This window comes from Micromonospora sp. CA-259024 (assembly GCF_050936255.1).
GTDB lineage: Bacteria > Actinomycetota > Actinomycetes > Mycobacteriales > Micromonosporaceae > Micromonospora.
The window spans coordinates 578,691-594,873 of the sequence record NZ_JBNJND010000002.1 but is presented as its reverse complement, the minus strand read 5'-3'; the positions used below and the strand labels follow the sequence as shown (position 1 = coordinate 594,873).

The window sequence follows — 16,183 nt, the reverse complement described above, 5'->3', positions numbered from 1 at the left end:
GTGGGCGTCACCGCCGGTCGGACGCCTACGCGGCCGGCGGTCGTGCGCGTTGTGCCGTCGTGGCGGCGAGGACTCCGCAGGTGGCGGTGATCAGCCCGAGGACGGATGTGGCCTGGTTGACGTACCCGGGCACGGATGAGGTGACGTACGTGCTGCCACCGCTGAGGTGGCACTCGAAGCGGAGCGGTAGGTAGCTGACTCCGTACCCGTCGACCTGGCTTGCCAGCTGCGACCCGCCCTCCCGGCAGGGTTCGATCGGGAAGGAGCCCGCCCCGCCGTCCTCCGCCCGCATCACCGCGTAGCCGAGGTGGAGCAGGCCCCACGCGTACATGGCGGCGGCGCCCGCACCGGCGAGAAGCGCCGCCGCCCGCAACCAACCCGGCCGGGAGCGCTCGCCTTTCCTGAGCACCGCGCCGAGCCCACGTACGGTGAGGATCGCCGCGGTGGCGGCCCCGCCCAGCGCGGCGAGGAGCAACCCGAGAAACAGCATGACGACATTATCGATCTTGTGCGTTCGCGGGCTTTCGGCCGGGCGTCCGGGCGGTGCGGCGGGCCGGAAGCCGGAGCTGGCTGGTGGGGTGCTTCCCCTGGTCAGGGAGTGGCCTGTTCAGGGCTTCCGCGAGTGGAAACGCAAAAACCGGGCGCGGGGAGCCAACATGCTCCTGCGCCCGGCGACGGTCGGGTGGAAACTGTTTCTTGGTGCCCCCGGCAGGATTCGAACCTGCGCCCCCGCCTCCGGAGGGCGGTGCCTCTGCGGGCCCGATCATGCCACTGAGCTGGGCGAGCGCTGGCAGACGCGCGGCAGCGCGGGCAACTTTGGCACGTATGTGGCATGGGAATGATGACGACAAGGGCACTGAAGGCGGCTTTACAGGGCGCCATGATCGCCTCCCTGACCAGCACGCAGCGGGATCAACAGAGGTACGGCAACACGGATTCTCGCGACCTTGCACGATGGCCTACGGTCGATTGCGTCGGCGGCGTTCAAGCAGCCAGGCCACCACACTGCCTGCCGCCACTACCGTGCATCCGGCGAAGGTCAGGGGCACCCACCATGGCCCGTCCGGATCAAGCACCGTGGCGATGGTCAGCCAGAGACATAGGACAGCCACCACCGACCAGCCCACCGGCAGCCAGGACAGCACCCGTCGAGTTGCCAAGTCCACTCCTTGATCCAGTCCCCTACCGCCGGCCGATCAGGTCACGAACGTAACGGGGTAGCGAAGCCGATGGAAGAGCTTGGGGGCGAAGGCGTTGCCGGTCGGACTGTCCGCGTGTTGACCAATCGGTGGATGCCAGACAGGGAGCGCAACGAGAGGATGGCGAGACGCACAGTCACATCGAGGGCACGCACCTAAGCAGGGGATGCCTGGGAAGGACGGCTGCATGTTGGGTCCGAATGGCTTCCTGCCGCCGGGTCGACACATCGTCACAATCGACGAGTTTCGTTCGTCATTTGTTGAATCCTTCCCTGGATCAAGATCGAGGCGATCCTTATTCGAACGATGGCTGCAACACCGCGATGCCATATCCGGGATTGCGCCGATCCAGTACCAATGGATCGATGGCAGCTTTGCCACCCATAAGGAGAACCCGCGCGACGTCGACGTAGTTACTTTTCTTATGGCGGACGATGTGGATCGCCTTTCGCCAGGAAAAAAGATGCTGCTTGATGGTCTCTTTAACGGTCACGAGACGCGAGATCGATGGGGGATCGACTCCTTCCTTTCGCCCGTGGTGGCCCCCGGCGACCCACGAAGTTCAGTCGCCCGTAAAATGGCGGGAAAGTGGCTAAAGTTCTTCACTGGGGTGCGCGAGGATGATACGCTCGTTAAAGGAATTTTGGAGGTGAAGGATGGCCAGTGACCCTACGCCTCTTACTCCGGCCGAGTTGGACGAGCCACTAGCCGAAGCATCCGCCTTCGGTGATTCCTTCAGCTTCTCGCTCGGTGCCCGGGGATTAGCGCAGATGCAGGCGGATTTACGGGAGCCCGCTCGCTCGGTTCTGGAACTGCGCCTAGAGGGGAACCCGGTAACGCGTCACGAAGTGCGGGTGGACGCGCTCTCTCGACTCCTTTCCTCCCTCCAAGAGTCAGTCTCGTCCATTGCGCAAGCTATCGTCGGGAAGATTACGACGCGAGCGGCAATACCAGGGCCGCTGCGCGAAGCCACGGCGCTCCGCCTCGCCGCTACCTTTCCTGGCTCATTCGGAGCAGTATTGAAGGGCCCCGAGCAACACGGGACCCAGCGAGAGATTCCTGGGATAGGCGATTCGGTTGACATCTTGGATGAATCTGTTACCCGCGTTCTCGATGTAATCGGCCTAGTGAATAACGGGGGTCTCGATGAGGAACCCATCGTAGATGCTGTCCTGCCGTTGGGTGCCCGAGCATTTAAACACCTATCAGATCTATCACGTGTTGTCGCCGACACCGGCATGAGCGCTGCTATTTCATGGCAGAAGCCAGGTGCAGACGCACGGGATGCAGTTTTCAGCAAACCGATTGCGCAACGACTCGGCGATGTCCTAGATAGAAATCATCTAACCGAAGAGCAGGCAGTCATTGAAGGTCGCCTAGGAACCGTGAGCGATATCCGGAATCGGATTGAGCTGCAAATGGACGACGGCAAGGTCATAACCGCCTCCGTCATCGATGAATTAGTCCCGGAGCTGGGCCAGTTTTTCACGCAGAGGGTCCAGGGCACGTTTGAGGTAACGACTGCTCGCTCAATCGTCACCGGCACTGAGAGAAGGAGCTATCGCCTCGTCGTTCTAGCACATGCCATTGGTGTGCCCACATCTGAATGATCGTGGGGCCCCGCGCTGCGAGCGGCAGGAGCTAGGTACGCGGCCATGCCTCCCAAGCGTCCGCAAGGATCTCACTCAACTTGGACCTCGCTGGGGTCCAGCCGAGGACGGTGTGGGCGCGACTGACGTCGGCGATCAGCTCCGGCGGTTCAGGTTTAGGCGGTTGACGGCGGACGGCCACCGGGTGGCCGGTGACCTGTTCGGCGGTGGCTACGACGCTGGCCATGCTTGTTCCGATGCCTGAGCCAAGGTTGATGGTCTGGCTGGTGCCTGGTGTGCAGACGGTTAGCGCGAGCCGCACTGCGGTGGCGACATCGACCACATGCACGAAGTCTCGCACTGCCGCACCGTCTCCGTTGAGGTTTACGTGGTCGCGTTCTCCGGTGATCGCGCGGAAGACGTTCGGGATGATCCGTGCGCGGTCGGTGTCGGTAACGCCGTCGACGGCCCCAGCGATGTTGAAGGGTCGGAGGGTGACCGCCCCGATTGCTCCGGTCGCCGCATACGCCGCGACCATCTGCTCAGCCGCAACCTTCGACGCCGCGTACGGGCTCTCGGGGTGCGGGTCGAGGTCTTCAGACAGAGCGCCGTGTCGCTGCGACCCGTAGACGATATTGGTCGAAGCGAAGACCAGGGAAGCTGGCGCGGTGGTCGTCCGCGCGGCGTCTAGGGCCATGAGTAGGTTCAGGGTGCCGGTCGCGTTGACGTCGAAGTAACCCAGCGGGTCAGCGAACGAGTCTCGCCCACTGGTCAACGCCGCAAGGTGTACGACTCGGTCGTACCCGCCCTCCTGAACGATCTCGGCGACCCGCGCACGGTCCCGGATGTCCCCCGTCACCAGCTCGACGCCGGACGGTGCGGTTCGGTAACCGCGACCTCGACTCATAGCCGTGACCCGGTGTCCTGCGGCAAGCAGGTCACGGGCGACGGCACGGCCGAGAAATCCCAGGCCACCGGTTACCAGTACGTGCACGTCAACTTCTCCCCAGGATTGTGCGGCGGTGTTCCCACGCGAGTTCAAGGCATCCGGCCGCCGCCGGTGCCAGCCGCCCGCTGGCGGTCAGTTCGTCGATGGTGTGCCTGGTGAACGGCAACGCCGAGGTTGGCCGTACCCGCCCAGTCATGACCACGGTTCCCTCATCGTTGGAGCTGACCATGTTGGCGAACAGGTGATCGTAGGTGGGGCCGTCGTACACGGCGACGGTCAGAATCTCACCCCACAGGGTGAGCGCGTCGAGCGCGACTCCGAGGCAGAAGACCCGCACCCCACCGGACGCGTACGCGCGGTCGAAGGCTGCCAGCGGCTCCGCGCCGTAGTCCGCCGGCTCACCGTCGCCACCATGCTCAGCACTGCCGAGGAACTCCTCGCTGTACTCCCGCATCATGTTGCGCCACAGGTCGAAGTCGGCCGCTTGGGCGGCAGGCAGGATGCTCGACGGCTGGAACACTCCCGCCGGCATGATGTGCAGCATGCCCCCGGCTACGGCTACGTTGCCGGCGGCACGGTTGTGCAGCACGAAGGACGCTCCGTCGTCGTCTACCCGCAGGGTGAGTGTGTCGGTTGACGGCGCTGTCGGTCGACGGCTCGGCGTGAACGGGTCACCCACGAGCCGCCGGAAGCCCAGGTTTCGCCAGGACGCCGGCAGGATGCCACTTCCATCGCCAGCGACGTGGTACATGGCCATTTCGTGCGCGAGCGCTTCCGAGACATCGACACCACCGAAGTACGTGCCGGTAGTGAACGTGAGCGCACGGTCGGACTGGCTCCAGTCGACTCCCGCGAGGTGCCACGCGAGCCGGTTCTCAAAGAGCCGGGGCTGTTCAACCTCCCTCAGGGCGAGGCTGTAGCGCTGGTGCCGCCGCCCGTCCGACGCCAGCGGCCGTACGCCGGCCGCAGCATCCTCCGTCCCGGTGACGAGGGGTGCGGTTCCTTCCGGGGCGAGTCCGATTCCGAACTGCGCCAGCTCAATCGGGGTCGACGGCAACCACTGCGGCGCCGCAATCAGGCCACTGTCACCTACTCGGTGCTCCACGTCATAGAGGCGCGCTGCCTCGCGCGCGAGCTGCACACGGTGAACGTTCAGCTTCCGCCGGACCGCACGCCACTCTGCCTGGCTTTCCTCGGCCTGCGGGTGAGACACGGGATCCTGGTAGATCGCGAAACCTCCGGAATCGTTCTCGGGACTTTCGCGCTGCTGGGGGGTGACGCGCTGCCTGGTGAGTCCAAGATCTTGCACAGAGACGCCGAAGTGCTCGGCAAGGAGTTGACGGTAGAGCGCTGACGGGAACGTGATCCCCCGCTCCCACCTGCTCACCTGATTGGCGGTCACGGCCAACCGTTTTCCGCGCGCCACCCCGAGGCGGTTCAACCCGTCCGCCACATCCTGCTGAGTTTCGCCCGCCGCATCGCGGAGGTTGTAGAGCGCGAGATTCGGGCTGGCATCGCTGGCGCGAGCAGGCACGACGGGGCCTCCTTTGCAGGCGTAGGCACCGGCCGACGCAAACCACGCCTAGTCGATGCCTAGTGGACGGCGTTTACCCGGCTGGTGAACGGCGTTCGGATGCGCGTCCAGAACTGGTGTCCTTATCGCCATGACCGACATCGACCGCGATTCGTTCCACGGCATCCGCGAGCCGCCGCACCTCGGCGTGAAGCTGATCCAGCCGCGCGAGCACCAGCGACGAACTGTCCGCCCCTCCTGCTTCCCCGCCGCTGTTCGGCGGTGTGGCCCCGGTCAGCACGGCACGAAGGTAGTTATCCGGCCAGCCGAGAGCCTGAGAGATCGCGGCGAGCGTGCGTACCGACCGCTTGCGGGTCGCCGTCGCTTTTTGCAGCTCACGCAGGGTGGCAACCGACACCTTGGACCGCTCGGCCAACTCCTGCTGCGACAGCGGCAAATCGGCCATCCGGCCGTTGATTGCGCTGGCCACAGCCTGCCAATCCTCCACCCGACGCCTCCCTGTCTGACTACTTGATCCGCTGATCCTAGTCCTCCCACCTCGTTGACACCGCACAACTTCAGCGCTAATTTTAGCGCTGAAATCAGCTACGCCGACCGGATGGCCCGGGGAACGGCGGCACGTAGTTGCCGTACGCCCATGGATCGCCGGATCAGGTCGTTACTTCTTAACTCCACAGCGACAGGAATGAGTGCGCGTAGCGCCGCTGAGCAGCATCTCTGCCTTGAGCCACATGGTGGTCGACCCCGGTAGGTCCCGGCGAGCGGAGCGAGTGAAGCGGGTTGCGCGCACTGCATGACTTCCCGCTCCAACGACTTCCCGGAGGTTTCCCGTGCGGAACCGACTTGCCCTCATCACCGCCGAGCCGACCGCTGCTGACCTGGCCGCGATCGACGCGGAGTGGCCGCTGATCGCGGCCGAGCTGGACCTGTTGGACGCCGAGATCACGCTGCTCTACGCCGAGGACCACGGCGGCCCGACCGAGCTGGACTGGCGTCGGGTGCGCCGGGCCGAGGCCCGCGTCACCCGCGCCGCCACCGAGACGACCGCCCGTAACGACCCGCACCGCGCGGCCTGATGGCCCGCATCCGCGCCGCCTTTCAGGATCCGGACGGGGCGCGGTACGGCATCCCTACCTTCTGGTGGAGGGGTGCCCCGCCCGGCTACGCCACCCGCCGTCAACTGACCGCCGCTGGCCTGCGGCCCGGTGGTCAACCCGTCGCCGCTCAGGTGCTCTGGCAAGGGGTCGGCGGTACCCGCACCGCCTACCTGTACCGGGTCGACCTGGCCGCGCCGAAGCGCACCGCGACCCCCGCGCAGCGCGCCGCGATCGGTAAGGCACTGACCGCCCGCCGGACCTGCCGCGTCTGCCGCCAGGTTCGGCCGTACTTCATTCCGCGCTCGTTGGGCGAATGCCTCGCGTGCGCCTTCCCCCAGGAGGACGCAGCATGACCGCCCCCGCCATCAACGGCACCCGCTATCCGCAACCGATCGAGGACCTGTTGCCTGCCGCCCGGAAGCTGGACCTGCCGGACGGGGAGGTGTTCCCGTCGCGGAACCGGCTCATGCGGGAGTTCCGCATCGGCGCGCCGAAGGCCGGCGAACTGCTCGCCCTGCTCAAGGCCGAGCCCGCCGCGCCGCCGGTCGACACCACCGAGCCGGCCACGCCGGACCCGGCACCCGCACTGGCCGCACCCGAGGCCGCGCCGCTGGTCGTACCGGACCCGTTGCCCGCGCCGGAGATCACGCCGCCCGAGCCGCCCGAGCCGGTCGAGCAGGTCGCGCCGGTCAGTCGCCCGGACACGCCCGCCCCGCCCACGCTGGACCGCCGGCTGAGCCGGGGTGAGCGTCGGGCCGAGCGGATGCAGGCAGCGCGGGACGCGCTAATGCAGGGTCGGACCCGGCGGGTTCAGGAGTGGACCGCGAAAGCTGCGGAGGCTCGGCAGTTGCGGCGACTGCTGATGGACCCGGATGTCCAGGCGGTCCGGTTGATGCGCCAGCGCGCACGCTGGACGGCAATGGCGTGGTCGGCGCTGCTGTTCGCGCTCGCGTTCACGATGGTCAACGTTCAGCGGTTCGCCGCCGGGCACGCCGAGCCGTGGTCGCCGACGTGGCTGGTCGCCTGGCTGGTCGACCCGGCGTTTTCCATCCTGCTGGTCGGCTTACTCATCGCCCGAGGGCAGCTCTCCGCAGTCGGCCGCAGCGTCCACGAGCGCACCGTCCGCAAAGTCGAGTATGGGCTGCTGGCCAGCACTGCCGCGATGAACGTCATGCCGTCGCTGACCGAGGCGTACCCGGGCGGCTTGCCTGAGCAGGGCATGCAGGTGCTGCTTCACCTGCTGATTCCCGGCCTGGCGTTCGCGTCTGCCCTGGTGATCACTCTGGTTCAGGACCACTTCTCCGCTGCCATCGCAGACCTGACCGACACCGAGTAGCCCCGCCCGGCGGCACGGCCCCTGGCCTGGAAACCGATGCCGTGCCGCCGGCCTCACCCCATCCGTCTTGCAGACATCCGGGAGAGAACACCCATGATCCCCCGCCGCGCGGCTGCCGCGCACTCCCGAACCGTCCTTCTGCCCTGCGGCCGGCACTACGTCACGTTGTGGGGCAACGCCAAACCGCCCACGACCTGCGACGACTGCCCGCCCCGCAAGCGCTGACCGATCCGCTAGCCCACCTCATATGGGAGGACCACCGACCGATGAGCAACCACACCCCCGAACCGGCCGACCTACCGATCGGCACCGTCATTACCCACGAGGGCAGGAGCGCGCGGAAGACCGGGCCGTCTGACCGCGATCCGTGGCCGTGGACCTGCGACGGCGTCGCGTACTCCGACGAGTGGGCCGCTGCCGCCCTCGACGACGGTGCCCGCGTCACCCCGCCGGCCACCCGCCCCACCGGCTGGATCTGGCACGTGTTCAACGCGCTGGCCCTGGCCAACCTCGTGCTCATGTTCACCGCCGACGACACCGCCAGCCGCGTGCTGCACGCGGTCGCCGTGGTCGCGTTCGCGGTGACCGCCATCGCGACCCGCCCGCCGCGTTCCTGACCCCGCCCGGCGGCGCGGCCACCTGGCTACCAACCCGCGCCGCGCCGCCGGCCCCCTACCGATCTCCCGACCGTTGGAGGAACCCCCATCATGACTGCCCCTGATGAGAACCGTTTCGACTGGCAGGCCGCCGAGAACGACCTGACCGACCCCACCACCACCGCCGGCCCGGATGCCGAGGTGGTCGACCTGGACGACGCCCGCGCCCGCCGGGTGCCGCGCCCCCGCCCACCGGCCGACGCCGACGACGACACCGTCGCCGACGACAGCGGCGAGGACGCCGAGACGATCGACGACGGCCCGGAGCGCCTCGGCGGCCTGGTCGACGCGGCCGAGGACATCCCGCCGGAGGTGCTCGCCCGGCAGCGGGAGCGCCGGCCGATCCTGGCCGAGTGGGCGCGCTCGTGGCGCGGCCTGCGCGCTGCGGCGCGGCACCAATCGAAGGATGCCGGCTACGTAACCGCCTACCACGCGGTGCGCCTGCCGAAGTACGCGGCGAAAACCGCTGTGTGGGCACCGGTTGGCCTGTTCCGCGGGCTCGGCCGGGCGCTGCACTGGGCCAGCGCCGAAGAGGGCAACTGGCACCTACGGCAGGCCGCCGCGACCCGTGGTGAGGCGGACGTGTGGCTCAAGCTCGACGCCCGCCGGCAGCGCCAAAGCGTGTGGCGGTGGTGGGTGCTCGCCGCCGGTGCCGGCGCGACCGTCGCCGGGGCGATCGTCCTCACCCTCGGCCCGCCGTGGTGGCGCTACCTGGCGTTGGCGGCGGTGGTGCCGCTGCTGGCCACCCTCGGCCGACCGGCGGACAAGCCCCTCACCGACCGGGTTACCGAGGGCACCCGCTACCGCAAGCTCACCGCCGAGCTGGTGCGCCGGGCGCTGACGTCGCTGCAACTGTCGGGGATCAACTCGGCGGTTGCCAAGGACCCGAAGGCGATCAGCTTCCCGGTCGACATTCACCGCGACGGCCCCGGCCACCTGGCCGTGGTCGACCTCCCGTACGGGGTGGAGGCCGCCGAGGTCGTCGCCCGCCGGGGCCGGCTCGCCTCGGCGATGCGGCTGCCGCTTGACCAGGTGTGGCCCGAACCGGCACCCGGTCACACGGGCCGGCTGGCGTTGTGGGTCGGCTACGAACCGGCATCGCAGATGAAGCAACCCGCGTGGCCGCTGCTGTCCGAGTCGGCCAAGGTCGACGTGTTCAAGGCGTTCCCGTTCGCCACCACGCCCCGGCTGGACACCGTTGCGGTTGACCTGATGTTCCGCAACTACCTCTTCGGCGGCCAGCCCGGCAGCGGCAAGACGTTCGCGCTGCGGGATCTGATCCTGGCCGCCGCCCTCGACGCCCGTACCGAGATCCGGGGCTACGAGTTGAAGGGTGTTGGTGACTTCGCCGTGCTTGAGCCGGTCATGGCCGAGTACGGCAACGGCTTTGATGACGACACCCTCGCCCGCTGCTTCGGCTTTGTGGAGTGGCTGTACGAGGAGTGCCGCCGCCGGTCGAAGCGCATCGAGCACTACGCCCGGTTGGGTAAGGCCCCTGAGAACAAGGTCACCCCGGAACTGGCGTCGCTCAAGGGCTCCGGGCTTCACCCCCTCGTCGCCTGGTTCGACGAGCTGCAAGAGCTGATGACCAGCAAGTACGGCAAGGAAGCCGGGGACATCCTGGAAAAGGTCATCAAGCTCGGCCGCGCGCTCGGCGTGATCATCCTGATCGGCACGCAGATCCCCGACAAGGACAGCTTGCCGACCGGCATCACCCGCAACGTCAACTCCCGGTTCTGCCTCTCCGTGGCCGACCAGACCGCCAACGACATGATCCTCGGGACGTCGGCGTACAAGAACGGCTACCGGGCGACCGTCTTCCAGCCGGTGGCCGAGGCCGGGTGGGGCATCCTGCGCGGCTTCGGCGCGAAGGCGTCAGCGGTCCGGTCGTTCTACGTCGACACCACCGCCGCCGCCCGCATCGTCGCCCGCGCCGTCGCGCTGCGCACCACGGCCGGGACGCTGCCGAAGCTGGACGAGCAGACCCGCGACGTCGCCCCGGTCGCGGATGTCCTCGGCGACCTGGCGCGGGTGTGGCCGGGCGACGAGAAGGCCGTGTGGAACGAGACGCTGTGCGCGCTGCTGGCCGAGCTGCGGCCCGACGTTTACGGCGGGTGGGAGGCGGCGCAGCTCACCACCGCGCTCAAGCCGCACCCCCTCGTGAAGGTCGGCGACGTGGGGCGGCGCATCGACGGCAAGGCCACCACCCGACGCGGTATCAAGCACCCCGACGTGCTCGCCGCGATCGCGGAGCGTGACCGGAAGCGGTCCGCCGGCTAACCCGCCGCGAGGGTGCTAGCGCTAGCGGCCCGTCCTGCTAGCGCTAGCACCCTCGCTAGCACCCGATCCGAATCATGAGCTGCGATCTAGCAGATAGCAGCTCACGGCCGTTCGCACCCAAAAACCGGCCCAGGAGGCACCCGTGAACCCCCACCTGACCGCCGCTATCACCCTCGCCGCGATCCCCGCCCTGATCACGCTCGGTTACGCCGGGCTGTGCTGGGTCAAGCCCGTCAAGACCTGCCAGCGGTGCGCCGGAACCGGCCACATCACCACCCGCGTGCTACGCCGCCCGCGTCCCTGCCGCCGCTGCGACCGAGGCCACCGGCTGCGCACCGGCCGCCGCGTCTACAACCACTTCCACCGGCTACGGGCCGAGGCGAACCGGTGAGCCGGCGCGCCGCCGGCCACACCGAGTGGTGCGGGATGGACCACCGCTGCGGCCTCGGCGAGCACCGATCGGAAGAGATCGTGGTCGACGTCGCCGGCCGCTCCCGCGCCGTCCTCGTGCGGGTGCGCACCGCCGCCGGCCGCGAACACGCCGAGGTGCGCGTCAGGGTCGCGCTCGCCCCGTCCGAGCTGGCCGCCCGCCGGCAGTTGGTCGGGCTGCTCGGCGACCTGCGGGAGGCCGTCACCCGCGCTGCGATCACCGCCCGGCCGCGACCGAGGCGGGCCGGCTGATGGAGGCGTGGCTCAGCGGCACCCGCGCCGAGCTGGACGCCGCCATTGCCGCCCTCGCCGACCTCGGGCACGTCATCCAACACGGCCAGCGGTGGCCGATGGGCGGTGTCGACGCCGGCCGCTACCGCCTTTACCTGCGGCTCGCCGTCACCACCCGTCACCACGCGGCCCCCGGCACCGGCGTCGGGGGCGCGCTGATCGACCTCACCGCCGCCCGCGCTCTCCGTCGCCCCGCCTGAACAGGAGCACTCATGTCTGATCTGCTCACCGCCGCGCTCGCGCACGCCCGGCGCGGCTGGCACGTCTTCCCGCTACGCCCCGACGACAAGCGACCCGCCTTCCCCGACCACCCCGCCGACGACTGCACCGGCCGCGACCCGCGCTGTCGCGCCGCCGGTCACCACCTCGGGTGGGAGGCCCGCGCCACCACCGAGGCGGCCCGCATCCACCGGGCATGGTCGGCCCGCCCGTACGGGATCGGGGTGGCCTGCGGCCCGTCACGGCTGGTGGTGGTCGACCTCGACACCTCGAAGGATGGCACCACCGGGCCGACCGGGCTGGACACCCTCGCCGAGCTGGCCGACGCACACGCCGCCGTCATCGAACCGACGTACACCGTGACCACCGGGGGAGGCGGCACCCACCTCTACTACCGGCACCCCGACGACGGACCCCCGCTGCGCAACACTGCCGGCACCCTCGGCCCGCTGGTCGACACCCGCGCCCACGGCGGCTACGTCGTCGCGGCCGGCAGCACCGTGGCCCGACGGCCCTACCGGGTCGACCTGGATACCGAACCCGCCCCGCTGCCCGGCTGGCTGGCCGGGCTACTCGCTCCGGCGCCGCTACCGCCGCAGCGCCCGGTGGTGGTCGATCTGCCCACCGACCGCAGCGGCGCGTACGTGCGGGCCGCGATCAGCCGGGAAGCCGGCCGGGTGACCACCGCGCCGGCCGGGGAGCGCAACCGGGCGCTCTACATCGCTGCCGTAGCGCTCGGGCAACTTGCGGCCGGTGGGTCGCTCACCGAGACAGACGCCTCGGGAGTGCTGGAACAGGCCGCAGCGGCTGCCGGGTTGGGCAGCGTCGAGACGGCCCGCACCATCCGATCCGGGCTGGCTGCCGGCAGCAAGCGGCCCCGGCAGGTTGCCGCATGAGCGCCGCACGTCTGCACCTGGTCACCGACCACCCGGACGCCACCGGCGAGCCGGCCAAGGGCGGGCCGCTGTGGGATGTTCCAGTGCCCTTGACCGGGCCGACCACCGCGCCGCCGCCGTTCCCGGTCGACGTGTTCCCCGCCTGGTTGGGCGACATGGTGACCGGCGTCGCCCGCTTCACCCAGACCGACCCCGCGATGGCCGGCACCCTCGCCGTAGCCGTGCTCTCCGCTTGTGCGGGCGGTCGGTTGGAGGTGGAGCCGGTCGGCGGGTGGCGGGAGCCCGTGAACGTGTTCGCCGCCGTCATCGCCGGCCCCGGCGAGCGGAAGTCACCCGTGCACCGGGCGATGACCGCACCGCTGTTCGCCGCACAGTCGACCCTCGGAGAGGCGATGCGACCTCGGATCGCCGAGGCCGCTGCGCTGCGGGACATCGCCGACCGGCACGCCGAACAAGCCAAAACCCAAGCCGCGAAAGCCAGCGACCCGAGCAAGCGAGACGAGGCCGCCGCCGAGGCCGTTGCCGCCGCCATCGCGGCCGAGGCGATCACCGTTCCCGGCCTGCCCCGCCTGATCGTGGACGACGCCACCCCGGAAGCCCTCATCGGCCTGATGGCCGCCAACGGCGGACGCATGGCGATCATCAGCGATGAAGGCGGGATCTTCGACACGCTCGCCGGTCGGTACTCCGGTGCCCCCAACCTTGACCCCTACCTGAAAGGCCACGCGGGGCAGCCGATGAGCAACGAACGACAGACCCGCGAGGGAGCCTCGGTCGACAAACCCGCGCTGACCGTGTGCGTCATGGCGCAACCGACCGTGCTGCGCAAGTTCGGCGGGAACGCCGACCTCGCCGGCCGAGGACTGCCGGCACGGTTCCTGTTCGCCCTGCCCAGATCCCTCGCCGGCTACCGCCTTGTCGACACCGAGCCGGTGCCCGAGGCGGTGACCGCCGGCTACCGGCACCGGGTGCACGACCTGGCCGCCACCCTCGCCGAGTGGGAAGACACCGCCGCCGTAACCCTCACCCCCGAGGCCGGGCGGGTGCGGCTGGCCGCAGCCCAGGAGGTGGAGGCGCAGCTACGGCCCGGAGGGACGCTGCACGACATGCGGGAGTGGGGCAACAAGCTCTCCGGCGCAACACTGCGGCTGGCCGGGCTGCTGCACGTCGCTCACCACCCCGCCGACGCGTGGCGACGCCCGATCGACGCCGACCGGATGACCGACGCCGTGAGGCTGGCCGAGTTCTTCGCCGCGCACTACCGCGCCGCGCTGACCACCATCGGCAGCGACACCGCGATAGAGAACACCCGGTACGTGCTCGGCGTGCTCACCACCAAGGGCATGACCACCTTCACCCGCCGGGAGCTACACCGCCGCGTCTCCCGGCGGCTGCCCAAGTCCGATGAGGTGTCGGCGGTGCTCGCCGAGCTGGCCGCCCTCGGGTGGGTCCGCAACGGGCCGGACGGCCGCTACGAACTGCACCCCCGCGCCGTGGCCGAGGTGCCCGAAGGCGTTGACACGTTGACAACCGCCCCCGACGCCGATGTTTCCGCAGCTCAGAGCACCCGCGAGGGTGTCAACGGGCCGCGTTGACAGCCGTTGACAGGCGTTGACAATCCGCCGCCGGTCGACCCGGTGTCAACGGGTGTCAACGCTTGTCAACGGGGGGCGTTGACACCCCGACACCCGCCCTCACCTGCGAAAACGTGGCCGCGCGCGCCGATTGTCAACGTGTCAACGCTTCCCGGCCCCCTCCCGACCCGCATACGCCCCGCCGCCGGGCCGTCGGCACCAGGAAACGGCCCGCTGAGAGCCACACAGACGAAACCGTCCTATGCCTTACCCCAACCCTGCCCGGATCTTGCCCCTGCGGCGCTCTCAGCGGGCCGTCCTACGCGCTCCTGCCGCAACGCCACCCCGACCCTCCACAAGTGACCTGCGCCGCCCGGACGGCACCCAGGACGCGGATCAGGCCGCAGAGCACCCCGGCTGAAACAGCCGGGACGCGCAACCGCCCTACTCCGCACCTGCTGTTCCAGCGCATCTACCTCCACGCCACCCCGAGGGAGGGCATCCGCCCATGACCACCCCGAATCGCCCCGCGCGGGGGACACCTCGCATCGCCCGTCACCTCACCATTGCCGACGTTTGCGACGACCTCGGAATCAGCCGGTCGACCTTCTATGACTGGCGAGCAAAGCGGAAGGGGCCACCGGCCCGCAAGCTGCCGAACGGAGAGATTCGAATCGAGCGGCGCGACTACGAATCCTGGCTTGAATCGCTCTATGAGGAGGCCGCTTGAACACCACCTACGACGTACGAATCTGGTCAATCGAAACCTACGAAGGGAAAAAGAGTCGCACCTACCGTGTTCGTTGGCGGGCTGCCGGTCAGTCACGCAAAGAGGTATTCAAGACAAAAGCTCTCGCGGAAGGATTTCGGTCCGAGCTAGTAACTGCTTCCCGAAAGGGTGAGGCATTCGACGTCGAATCGGGGCTTCCGATCACGATGCGACGCGAAACGATCACCATGTCGTGGTACGAGCTAGCTTGTTCATTCGCCGACATGAAGTGGCCGCATGTGGCCGCCACGACTAGGCGCACCCACGCCGAAGCGCTGACGGCGCTTACCGTGCTCATGTTGACCAATGCAAGAGGGCGACCGGACGGCAAGCTGCTTCGCCACGCGTTAGGCCGCTGGGCCTTCAACACCACACGCCGCAACGCCGAGGGCGTTCCCGACGAGGTGGCGAAGACGCTCAGTTGGGTGAAGCGGAACACGCGTGATGTGGCAAGCCTCAGTCGTCCGGAGGTGCTGCGGCCGGTGCTGGACGGCCTCACGGTGCGACTCAACGGAGCGCCGGCCGCGCCAAGCGTCATCAGCCGCCGACGGAAGATATTCAACACAGCAATCGAATACGCGGTGGAAAGGCGGATGCTGCCGGCAAATCCGCTCCCGCAATTGAAATGGAAGCCACCGAAGACCGTTACGACGATCGACAGGCGATCGGTGGCTAACCCGGTGCAGGTGCGGACGCTGCTGAACGGGGTGCGGGAGCAGGGGCGTATCGGGCCGCGCATGGTCGCTTTTTACGCCTGCCTGTACTACGCGGCGATGCGGCCAGAAGAAGCCGTTCGCCTTGCAAAGCCGAACTTGCATCTACCCGAGAAAGGGTGGGGAGAGTTCACGCTTGACGGAGCAGACCCGCACGCGGGCCGAGAATGGACCGACAGCGGCAAGAACCGAGATAGCCGCCAACTCAAGCAACGCGCCCGAGGTGAGACGCGCACTGTTCCATGCCCACCGGAACTGACCGCGATCATCAATGCCCACGTAGAACTGTTCGGCTATAGCCCGGACGGCCGGCTGTTCGTGGGGGAACGCAACAAGGAGGAACTGCCGAAGGGGACGATCAACCGCGTATGGCGGTGGGCACGCGCCGCCGTATTTACGCCCGAGGTCTACGCCTCCCCGCTGGCACGCACCCCGTACGACCTGCGGCACGCCGCCGTGTCGACACAGCTCAACGGGGGAGTGCCGCCGACCCAGGTAGCCGACTGGGCTGGGCAGTCGGTGGAGGTGCTGCTCAGGATCTACGCCAAGTGCCTAGACGGCGGAGAGGCTGCTCTCCGGCAACGCGTCGAGCGAGCGTTTGGCCACGACTGACCGGCGTCCGAACTTTGGCACGGATATGGCACAGACGCTC

General features: G+C 68.7%; 19 protein-coding genes and 1 tRNA gene. 14 read left to right on the top strand and 6 right to left on the bottom strand.

The features are described 5' to 3' along the window. Window positions 1-25 precede the first annotated feature (25 nt). From ACQEUX_RS22065 to ACQEUX_RS22055, 3 genes are all read right to left on the bottom strand, one after another. Entirely contained in the window at window positions 26-490 is a 465-nt protein-coding gene (locus ACQEUX_RS22065; RefSeq protein ID WP_433051476.1) for a hypothetical protein, read from the bottom strand. A 207-nt stretch (window positions 491-697) separates the two neighbouring features. Further along, window positions 698-782 (bottom strand) — tRNA-Arg (locus ACQEUX_RS22060). A gap of 177 nt (window positions 783-959) precedes the next feature. Then, on the bottom strand, window positions 960-1,160 hold the full coding sequence (locus ACQEUX_RS22055; RefSeq protein ID WP_433051473.1) for a hypothetical protein: 201 nt from the start codon (window positions 1,158-1,160) through the stop codon (window positions 960-962). A 226-nt stretch (window positions 1,161-1,386) separates the two neighbouring features. On the opposite strand from ACQEUX_RS22055, the gene ACQEUX_RS22050 reads away from it, so the two are divergent. Continuing rightward, a complete protein-coding gene (locus ACQEUX_RS22050) occupies window positions 1,387-1,866 on the top strand; it encodes a DUF6932 family protein (protein WP_433051470.1) in 480 nt (159 codons plus the stop codon). Window positions 1,867-1,891: 25 nt separating this feature from the next. After that, window positions 1,892-2,809, top strand: coding sequence for a hypothetical protein (locus ACQEUX_RS22045; RefSeq protein WP_433051467.1), 918 nt, complete (start codon window positions 1,892-1,894; stop codon window positions 2,807-2,809). 31 nt (window positions 2,810-2,840) lie between these two features. Here the strand turns inward: ACQEUX_RS22045 and ACQEUX_RS22040 are convergent, their stop codons facing one another. From ACQEUX_RS22040 to ACQEUX_RS22030, 3 genes are all read right to left on the bottom strand, one after another. Beyond that, on the bottom strand, window positions 2,841-3,782 hold the full coding sequence (locus tag ACQEUX_RS22040) for an NAD-dependent epimerase/dehydratase family protein (protein ID WP_433051464.1): 942 nt from the start codon (window positions 3,780-3,782) through the stop codon (window positions 2,841-2,843). Between the two features lies 1 nt (window position 3,783). Next, window positions 3,784-5,271, bottom strand: coding sequence for a helix-turn-helix transcriptional regulator (locus tag ACQEUX_RS22035; RefSeq protein ID WP_433051461.1), 1,488 nt, complete (start codon window positions 5,269-5,271; stop codon window positions 3,784-3,786). 73 nt (window positions 5,272-5,344) lie between these two features. Next, window positions 5,345-5,758: a hypothetical protein gene (locus tag ACQEUX_RS22030; RefSeq protein ID WP_433051458.1), complete on the bottom strand. Its 414-nt coding sequence runs from the start codon at window positions 5,756-5,758 to the stop codon at window positions 5,345-5,347. A 343-nt stretch (window positions 5,759-6,101) separates the two neighbouring features. Between ACQEUX_RS22030 and ACQEUX_RS22025 the strand changes: the two genes are divergently transcribed. From ACQEUX_RS22025 to ACQEUX_RS21970, 12 genes are all read left to right on the top strand, one after another. Next, complete coding sequence (locus tag ACQEUX_RS22025; protein ID WP_433051455.1) at window positions 6,102-6,347, top strand: DUF6284 family protein; 246 nt, start codon at window positions 6,102-6,104, stop codon at window positions 6,345-6,347. Further along, on the top strand, window positions 6,347-6,721 hold the full coding sequence (locus ACQEUX_RS22020) for an RRQRL motif-containing zinc-binding protein (protein ID WP_433051452.1): 375 nt from the start codon (window positions 6,347-6,349) through the stop codon (window positions 6,719-6,721). Before ACQEUX_RS22025 ends, ACQEUX_RS22020 begins: the two co-directional genes overlap by 1 nt. Continuing rightward, on the top strand, window positions 6,718-7,704 hold the full coding sequence (locus ACQEUX_RS22015) for a hypothetical protein (RefSeq protein WP_433051449.1): 987 nt from the start codon (window positions 6,718-6,720) through the stop codon (window positions 7,702-7,704). The genes ACQEUX_RS22020 and ACQEUX_RS22015 overlap by 4 nt, the downstream gene beginning before the upstream one ends. A gap of 266 nt (window positions 7,705-7,970) precedes the next feature. Next, window positions 7,971-8,321, top strand: a complete 351-nt coding sequence (locus ACQEUX_RS22010) for a hypothetical protein (RefSeq protein WP_433051446.1) — start codon at window positions 7,971-7,973, stop codon at window positions 8,319-8,321. A 90-nt stretch (window positions 8,322-8,411) separates the two neighbouring features. Next, window positions 8,412-10,640 (top strand): cell division protein FtsK, encoded by a 2,229-nt coding sequence (locus ACQEUX_RS22005; RefSeq protein WP_433051443.1) that lies wholly within the window; start codon window positions 8,412-8,414, stop codon window positions 10,638-10,640. Between the two features lie 142 nt (window positions 10,641-10,782). Further along, window positions 10,783-11,031: a hypothetical protein gene (locus ACQEUX_RS22000; protein WP_433051440.1), complete on the top strand. Its 249-nt coding sequence runs from the start codon at window positions 10,783-10,785 to the stop codon at window positions 11,029-11,031. Window positions 11,032-11,066: 35 nt separating this feature from the next. Beyond that, window positions 11,067-11,321, top strand: coding sequence for a hypothetical protein (locus ACQEUX_RS21995; RefSeq protein WP_433057055.1), 255 nt, complete (start codon window positions 11,067-11,069; stop codon window positions 11,319-11,321). Further along, window positions 11,321-11,560, top strand: a complete 240-nt coding sequence (locus tag ACQEUX_RS21990) for a hypothetical protein (protein WP_433051437.1) — start codon at window positions 11,321-11,323, stop codon at window positions 11,558-11,560. The genes ACQEUX_RS21995 and ACQEUX_RS21990 overlap by 1 nt, the downstream gene beginning before the upstream one ends. 12 nt (window positions 11,561-11,572) lie before the next feature. Beyond that, window positions 11,573-12,475 (top strand): bifunctional DNA primase/polymerase, encoded by a 903-nt coding sequence (locus ACQEUX_RS21985; RefSeq protein ID WP_433051434.1) that lies wholly within the window; start codon window positions 11,573-11,575, stop codon window positions 12,473-12,475. After that, window positions 12,472-14,070, top strand: coding sequence for a YfjI family protein (locus tag ACQEUX_RS21980; protein WP_433051431.1), 1,599 nt, complete (start codon window positions 12,472-12,474; stop codon window positions 14,068-14,070). The genes ACQEUX_RS21985 and ACQEUX_RS21980 overlap by 4 nt, the downstream gene beginning before the upstream one ends. A 487-nt stretch (window positions 14,071-14,557) precedes the next feature. Then, a complete protein-coding gene (locus ACQEUX_RS21975; RefSeq protein ID WP_433051428.1) occupies window positions 14,558-14,779 on the top strand; it encodes a helix-turn-helix transcriptional regulator in 222 nt (73 codons plus the stop codon). Then, on the top strand, window positions 14,776-16,143 hold the full coding sequence (locus ACQEUX_RS21970) for a tyrosine-type recombinase/integrase (protein WP_433051425.1): 1,368 nt from the start codon (window positions 14,776-14,778) through the stop codon (window positions 16,141-16,143). The genes ACQEUX_RS21975 and ACQEUX_RS21970 overlap by 4 nt, the downstream gene beginning before the upstream one ends. The last annotated feature ends 40 nt before the right edge of the window (window positions 16,144-16,183 follow it).